Source organism: Flavihumibacter sp. UBA7668, assembly GCF_002483205.1.
GTDB lineage: Bacteria > Bacteroidota > Bacteroidia > Chitinophagales > Chitinophagaceae > Flavihumibacter.
This window is the reverse complement of sequence record NZ_DLHM01000001.1, coordinates 482,739-489,774: the sequence shown is the minus strand read 5'-3', so window position 1 is coordinate 489,774 and position 7,036 is coordinate 482,739. Positions and strand designations below refer to the sequence as shown.

Annotated in this window: 6 protein-coding genes; 2 read left to right on the top strand and 4 right to left on the bottom strand. The window is 44.8% G+C overall.

The genetic code is table 11. From position 1 onward, the window contains the following. Positions 1–25: 25 nt before the first annotated feature. From B2746_RS02095 to gyrB, 4 genes are all read right to left on the bottom strand, one after another. Positions 26–763, bottom strand: a complete 738-nt coding sequence (locus B2746_RS02095) for a 3-keto-disaccharide hydrolase (RefSeq protein ID WP_290790492.1) — start codon at positions 761–763, stop codon at positions 26–28. An 89-nt stretch (positions 764–852) separates the two neighbouring features. Further along, entirely contained in the window at positions 853–2,808 is a 1,956-nt protein-coding gene (locus tag B2746_RS02090) for a lectin-like domain-containing protein (RefSeq protein WP_290790490.1), read from the bottom strand. 74 nt (positions 2,809–2,882) lie between these two features. Next, the gene (locus B2746_RS02085; protein ID WP_039133489.1) at positions 2,883–3,086 is read right to left on the bottom strand and encodes a hypothetical protein; all 204 of its coding nucleotides are present in this window, start codon (positions 3,084–3,086) and stop codon (positions 2,883–2,885) included. 108 nt (positions 3,087–3,194) lie between these two features. Continuing rightward, entirely contained in the window at positions 3,195–5,174 is a 1,980-nt protein-coding gene (gyrB, locus tag B2746_RS02080) for a DNA topoisomerase (ATP-hydrolyzing) subunit B (RefSeq protein ID WP_290790487.1), read from the bottom strand. A 253-nt stretch (positions 5,175–5,427) separates the two neighbouring features. On the opposite strand from gyrB, the gene B2746_RS02075 reads away from it, so the two are divergent. After that, a complete protein-coding gene (locus B2746_RS02075; RefSeq protein WP_290790484.1) occupies positions 5,428–6,366 on the top strand; it encodes a helix-turn-helix transcriptional regulator in 939 nt (312 codons plus the stop codon). A gap of 89 nt (positions 6,367–6,455) precedes the next feature. Continuing rightward, positions 6,456–6,824: a four helix bundle protein gene (locus tag B2746_RS02070; protein WP_290790481.1), complete on the top strand. Its 369-nt coding sequence runs from the start codon at positions 6,456–6,458 to the stop codon at positions 6,822–6,824. The last annotated feature ends 212 nt before the right edge of the window (positions 6,825–7,036 follow it).

Below are 7,036 nucleotides of genomic sequence, written 5' to 3'. Positions count from 1 at the left end.
GGTGCCACCCGACCGGTGAAAAAAATCAGAGTTTGCGGAGCCAGATATTGCGGAAGCTCACCGGGTTGCCGTGGTCCTGGAGTTTGATGCCAAGGGGGCCGTGTTTTTTATAGGTTGCCAAACCGATGTATTCAGTTGCTCCGGCGATGGTGGTATTGTTTTGAACAAGCACATTGTTATGTAAAACAGTGATGCGTGCCGGAGATTTCAGCATTCCATTATCGTGGAAGCGGGGAGCGGTAAAAATGATATCGTAAGTCTGCCATTCACCCGGACCTTTACATGCATTCACCAGCGGCATGGTTTGTTTGTAGATACTACCCGCCTGTCCGTTTGAATAGGTGGTGCTACCATAGCTGTCGAGTACCTGCAATTCATATTGTTCCATCAGGAAGATACCACTATTGCCACGGCCCTGTCCGTCTCCTTCCACTTTCGCGGGGGTTCTCCATTCCACATGCAATTGAAAATCTTCAAAACTCTGTTTGGTTTTGATATCGCCGGTTCCGGCTTTAACCGTCAGGATGCCGTTTTCAACTGTCCATGCAGCCGGACTGGTTCCATCTTTGGCACTAACCCATTCCGAACTATTTTTACCATCAAAAAGGATGATGGCATCGGAAGGAGCCTGCGTTGTGGAACCCGAATTGATTACCGGCGGAACAGGTTTCCATTGTTCAGAAAGTTTTGGATCACCCTGGGCTACACAGGCGCTGAAGCTGCCAATGAAGGCGATAGACGCTAAAAAGAATTGCTTTTTCATATTAATTGCTTGCGGATCGTTGAAAAATTAAGTGTTATAGTCGCATTTAAAAATACGGAATCCTGTTCAGTTTTGATGACGGAAGGATTTTATCTTAAAAGCTGGAAGCTGCCTTTTTTCCGGTATACGTTCCCGTTATAATCTTCGCCACTGATCATCCAGACGTAAGTGCCGGCGGGTTGGGGTGTTCCACGCAGGGTGCCATCCCAACCGTCGGTATTTAATCCCTCATGAATTAATTGTCCTAACCGGTTATAGATTCGGAAATAGTCGACTTTTTTCATCCCGATGGCGAGAAAAGCGAATCGGTCATTTTTGCCATCACCATTTGGGGTAAATGCATTGGGAATATATAAATCCGGCCCTTTGAAAACCCTCACATACAAAGAATCAACTGTTGCGCAACCGATATCAGTAAAAGTGGTGAGCACAAGGGTGGTTGGACGATCGAGTGTTACAACCGGATTTGGAAGATTCGGATCCGAAAATGCACCGGCTGGCGACCAGTTGTAATATTGTCCGCCTGATCCGCTCAATTGAATCGGTTGATTGATAGCTGCTATGGTATCCCTTCCTGCAGCTGCTTTGGTTTGAAAAAAGCTGGCTATATGCTGTACGGGATCACTCCAGCAGCCGTTTTCTCCAAGCCCGCGTAATTGAATGGGATAATCACCTGCCGAATTGCTGAATAACCTGATACGATTTTCATCCGCAGCACCGATCAATGAATTCCATTCCCAATCTGTTACCGGATTGCTTGCCAGGTTTGAAAATGCTTCCAGTTCCGATTCATCTCCAACGCAGGTGGCGCTGATGGGGGAAGCCAAACTAATCTCCGGTTTATCCAGCAGGTGAACTATTTTTTCAACTGTTTGAGATTCACAACCTTCTTTAGTTTTAACATTGAGCTGTACAGGCACCTGAGCTGGACCGGCTATCTGTACTTCCGGAGGTGATTCTCCGGTAAAGGACTGACCATTGATCAGCCAGTTCCATTCTGTTATTGTGCCATATTCAACTGTTGACTGATCAACAGGATGAATAATGGTAGAGCCGCAGATCGTATCCGGGAGCAAAAAATCAGGCTCCGGGATAGAGCCAATGGTGATTACCTGACGGAATGTATCAGACCAGCAGCCATCATTACCCAGAATGGCGGCGGAAACCGTATAATTTCCGGGCTGGGAATAGGTATGCGGTGGCGGGGTTTTCTGGTTATAAATGGTACCATCACCATAGTTCCAGTGCCAGGCGACGATATAACCGAAAGAAGTGGACAAATCCGCCAGTTGAATTTCCTGTGGAGCACAGGTTTCCAGGCTTGGTACCGGTTGAAATCCGGCTTTAAGGGAAGTACAGAAACGCTGGTGGTTATTCGCTCCGCCGGTTGCTGAGGTAAATCCCCAATAAACGGAGGGATCATTATTAAAAACATCCTGAATAAGGTCGATGGTGGTGGAAACGCGTAACTGGTTATCGATATAGGCTGAAAGTACTTTATTGATGGCATCCCAGCGAATGGTAAAAGCATGCCATTGACAGTCTTCAATATTGTTGTTATTCAGGATTGCAGAAACCGGTCCGGCCAGGTTGTTAGGTACATTGTGTTGAATGATACCATCGCGCTGAATACTGATATGGTCAAAAGCGGGGTCATTGTTTTCCTGGTTTTGCCAGGTGTCGATTTCAATTGCGATAGACGGTCGAACATTTTGATACCCAATTCCACCGCCCTGGGAGCCAATATTGGTGGAAATGGGTTGCAGCATAAATACCATTCCATCCGCACCATCGCTGTCTTTACAGCCGAGGTTTACATCAAACTTGAATTCAAATGAGCTGGTCAGCAGGATTTTATTCATGTTCCACACGGAGCCTGACTGAGTATTGGTGGCATCTGTTAGTGTATAACAGTTGCAGTTTTCCTTATAGGCAGAACCATTCAGGTGGTAGGGGGGATCTATAGTAGATTGGGTAAAAGCTACAGGCGGAATGCAGGCAGTCAGGATCCAAAAGAACCAATATGGGCGAAATCGTTTACTCACGGAGGTTGAAAATAAAAAAAAAGCACCTTTCCTGTTAGTGGAAGGATGCTTTTTTTATTCGATGAGTTAACTGATTACCAGCCTTGTTTAGCGATTCCTGCTTTAATAGCGGCCAGAGCTTTTTCTTCACCCAGCATTGTGGTGAGTTTGTTTCCTTTACCGTCGTTTCCTTGCGCCATGTAACCGCCTCTTGCAGTTTTGGTGATCACTGCATCTTTAATTTCTACACCTTTTTCCTTTGTCTTTACGTTATATGCGGTCAATTTGATATCAGCCATGTTTAGCTATTTTAAGAATGAATAATATGGTTAAAATTGCGCATACAAGCTAGCCAAAAAAACTTAGACTGCCCTTGAAATGCGCGTATTTATAGGGAAATTTTAATATTAAATGTCGATTTTGGCGTATTTCGCGTGACTTTCAATGAATTGGCGTCGTGGTGCTACTTCATCTCCCATAAGCATACTGAAGACCATATCTGCTTCTGCTGCACTTTCCAGGGTTACCCGTTTCAATGTGCGGGTATCGGGATTCATGGTTGTTTCCCAAAGCTGGGTGGCATTCATCTCTCCCAAACCTTTGTATCGCTGAATGGTTACGCTGTCTTCTTTTCCTGCGCCAAATTTTTCAACCAGCAGTTTCCGGTCATCTTCACCCCAGGCATAATCCTGATCTTTACCTTTTTTTACGAGGTAAAGTGGTGGTTGAGCCAGGTATACATATCCTTCTTTTACCAATTCCGACATATAGCGGTAGATAAAGGTCAGGATCAGGGTAGCGATATGGGACCCATCCACATCGGCATCGGTCATGATGATCAGCTTGTGATAACGTAGTTTGCTGAGGTTAAGTGCTTTAGGATCTTCCGGGGTGCCTATGGTAACGCCGAGGGCGGTATAAATATTCCGGATCTCTTCGTTTTCATAGATTTTGTGTTCCATGGCTTTCTCCACGTTCAGGATTTTACCCCGAAGTGGCAGGATGGCCTGGAAATTCCGGTCGCGTCCCTGCTTGGCTGTTCCACCGGCCGAATCTCCTTCGACCAGGTAAAGTTCACAACGTTCAGCATCGCGCTCGGAGCAGTCGGCCAGTTTTCCCGGTAGTCCGCCACCGCTGAGTACTGTTTTACGCTGTACCATTTCGCGGGCTTTTTTCGCTGCAACCCTGGCCTGAGCGGCGAGGATTACTTTAGAAATAACGTTCCGCGCTTCTTTGGGGTTTTCTTCAAGATAAGCATCCAGCGCCCGGGCTACCGTTGTTTCCACCACACCACTAACATCACTGTTTCCGAGTTTGGTTTTGGTTTGTCCTTCAAATTGCGGTTCAGGTACCTTAACCGATATGATGGAGCTTAGTCCTTCCCGGAAATCGTCCCCTTCCACTTCAATTTTCGCTTTTTCGAAGAGGCCCTGTTTGTCGCCATAACTTTTAAATACCCGGGTAAGCGCGCGTCGGAATCCGGTTACGTGTGTACCACCTTCAATGGTATTAATATTATTTACATAGGAGAAGATATGCTCCTTAAAATCGTTGTTGTAAGAAAGCGCAACTTCAACTGCAACATGTGAGTTTTCATCATAACCTTCTACAAACAGGGTGTTGGCGATCAGGGGAGTTCTGTTGGCGGCTTTATCGAGCATTTCAACAAACTCAACGATACCCCCTTCGCTGTAAAAGGTGGCGGTATAATGATTGCCTTCTTCATCCAGTTCTCTCAGATCATTCAGAATGATATTGATTTTACGGTTCAGGAAGGAGAGTTCGCGTAAGCGACCTTCGAGAATTTCGCGGTTGTAAACGAGGTTGGTAAAGATGGTGTCATCGGGCCAGAAATGCACTTTGGTTCCGGTGAGTTCGGAAGTGCCTATTTCACGAACTGCGTATTGCGGGATCCCGATTTTATATTCCTGCTCAAAGATTTTGCCTTCGCGTTGTACCGTAACTTTCAGATCGCGGCTGAGTGCGTTTACGCAACTTACGCCCACACCATGTAAACCACCGGAAACCTTATAGGTATTTTTATCAAATTTACCACCGGCATGGAGCACGGTCATTACCACTTCCAGTGCGCTTCTTTTTTCTTTGGTATGCATGGCTGTTGGGATACCCCGGCCATCATCACTTACAGAAATGGAATTGTCTTCATGAATATTTACAACGATATTCTTACAATAGCCTGCGAGGGCTTCATCAATTGAGTTATCCACCACTTCATACACCAGGTGGTGCAGGCCTTTTACCCCGATATCACCGATATACATGGCCGGGCGTTTCCGAACGGCTTCGAGGCCTTCCAGCACCTGTATACTATCCGCACCATAACCATTGTTGTTTGCGAGGGTTTCTTCCTGAATTTCTGTACTCATAAATACTTGTAAATACGCTTAAAAGGTATAAAAAATGACTATTGGCAAATGTACGAAATAAGGTGAAAGGTGAAAAGTGAAAGGTGAAAGGGAGAGGTGAAAGGGAGAGGTGAGAGGTGAAAGGGGGAGGGGGAAAGGGGAGGTATCCGTCGGGTAATCCTGACGGGTGGAGGGGAGAAATGACAGTGGGGTGACAGCCGGGAACGGATCAATGTCACACCATTTAAGAGATCTTGCTTAATTTTGCCCGTTCGTGTTTCAATCTCCCGACATATTATCCATTGCCCGGAAAGCTCCGGTGATGTACAATGAACTGGAATTAATGCACCAGCGGGAGCAGCAGATTCCGGGTTCGGTGCATTATACGATTCAGCGATACCGGAAAAATCTGCCCTTTGAAATGGATGATACGGGGTTTCTGGTCTACCATCGGGTGCCGGCGGATGAGAAACAGAACTATCTGGAGCTTCGTTTTTGTATTGCCGGTAATATGTATTGCCGTCAGTATCAGACAGAATGTGACAGTTGTAAAATAAATCTGACAAATTCCTGTGAACATCGCGCACCCAGTGTGGATGTGATGAGTTTTGTTTTTAGTCCGGCTCATTTGTCCCAGTTTATTGGTTCAGGCAATATGAATACGCTGCAGGATGATATTATCCGGTTCCGCCATCGGACTTCCTTTTCAAAAGCATTGTCGCTTTGCAGCAGGACCCGAACAGTTTTGGAGACGCTGCTGAATCATCAGTATAATGGTTCGATGGAGAATATATTCATCAATGCGCAGATGCAGATGCTTTTACTGTTCAGTCTGGATTGTATGGTAGGAGAGAAGGAGGAAATTGCGTTCAGTTGTAAATTCCTGGCGAATGAATCGGATCGCGAAAAAATTGAAAAAGCACGCGAAGTTTTATTGCAACATATCGGTGAACCCATCACCATTAAAGAGCTTAGTAAAAAAGTGGCTATCAATGAATGTTACCTGAAAAAGGGCTTCAAAGAAATGTATGGCACAACCGTGTTCGATTTCTACCAAAGCCAGCGCATGGAACATGCACGTTATTTACTGTACGAAAAAGGACTCAGTGTAACGGAAGTATCCATGATGCTGGGTTATTCATCCATTTCACATTTTTCAACTGCGTTTAAGAAGCATACGGGGATAAAGCCATGCGAGTTATTATTGCACTAAAGTGCAATAATAGGTGAAAGGTGAGAGGTGAAAGGGGGTGAAAACACGCTACCGGAAATCTGAGATTCTTCCGTGATTTGTAGAAAAAAATGTTTCTACAATTAAATCACCAAAAATTGGAAGTTTTTGTCAATGCGAAAGCTTTTTCCATTCAATGTTATAAACTCACTAAGAGTTTACCCAGTTATGAAATGGGGAATCTGGTTCAACAAATCAGAAGAGCTGCCGTTTCAGTAGTTCTTAATATAGCTGAAGGCTGTTCGAAAAGTTCTGCTATGGATCGGGTTCGATTTTTTGAAATTGCACGTGCATCTCTTGTAGAAGTAGATGCAGCGTTGGATATTTGTGAGGAACTTGAATTTATAAGCAAAGCAACTTATCCGGAATTACAAAAATCCATGAACAGTTGCTTTGCTCTCCTTTCAAATCTAATTTTAAAAACTAAACCTTCAGGCTGATCTTTCACTTTTCACGTTTCACCTTTGACCTTTCACTTTTCAACTTTCACGTTTCACCTTTGACCTTTCACTTTTCACCTTTGACCTTTCACTTTTCAACTTTCAACTTTCACTTTTCACGTTTCACCTTTCCCTTTCACTTTTCACGTTTCACCTTTGACCTTTCACTTTTCACGTTTCACCTTTTCCTTTCACGTTTCACCTTTGACCTT